Origin of the sequence: Arthrobacter sp. B2a2-09 (assembly GCF_027587375.1) — a bacterium.
GTDB lineage: Bacteria > Actinomycetota > Actinomycetes > Actinomycetales > Micrococcaceae > Arthrobacter.
In genome coordinates this window covers 1-319 of sequence record NZ_JAMXIC010000115.1, presented here as the reverse complement: position 1 = coordinate 319, position 319 = coordinate 1, and the positions used below count along the sequence as shown (strand labels likewise).

General features: G+C 59.6%; 1 pseudogene. It reads right to left on the bottom strand.

Annotation, left to right across the window (positions count from 1 at the left end):
• Nucleotides 1-198, bottom strand: a pseudogene (locus NFJ07_RS25785) (IS110 family transposase); the annotation flags it as partial.
• Nucleotides 199-319 lie beyond the last annotated feature (121 nt).

Genomic DNA, 319 nt, shown 5'->3' with positions numbered 1-319 from the left:
GGTCGCTTCCATCACCACCGTGCTCACATGTTCGCGTTCCAGGAACTCCCGCAACTCCAGGATCGCCTGGGTAGTCGCGGCCCAGGTCGTGACCGTTGACGTGTAGGTCCCGGCCCGTGAACCCGGCACCCGGACGCAGAGCTTCGCGTCGCGTTTGGAGATATCCAATCCCGCGGCACGTTCGTGAACAATGTCCATTTCCTCTTCCCTCCACCACGGCTGAGCGGCCATCTGCAGTGTCTGTCTCGGGGAGGACAGGGAAAACATTCAGGAATCTAATACCCGTGCTTCAAAGCAACAATCCACGGTTCCCGTGGAA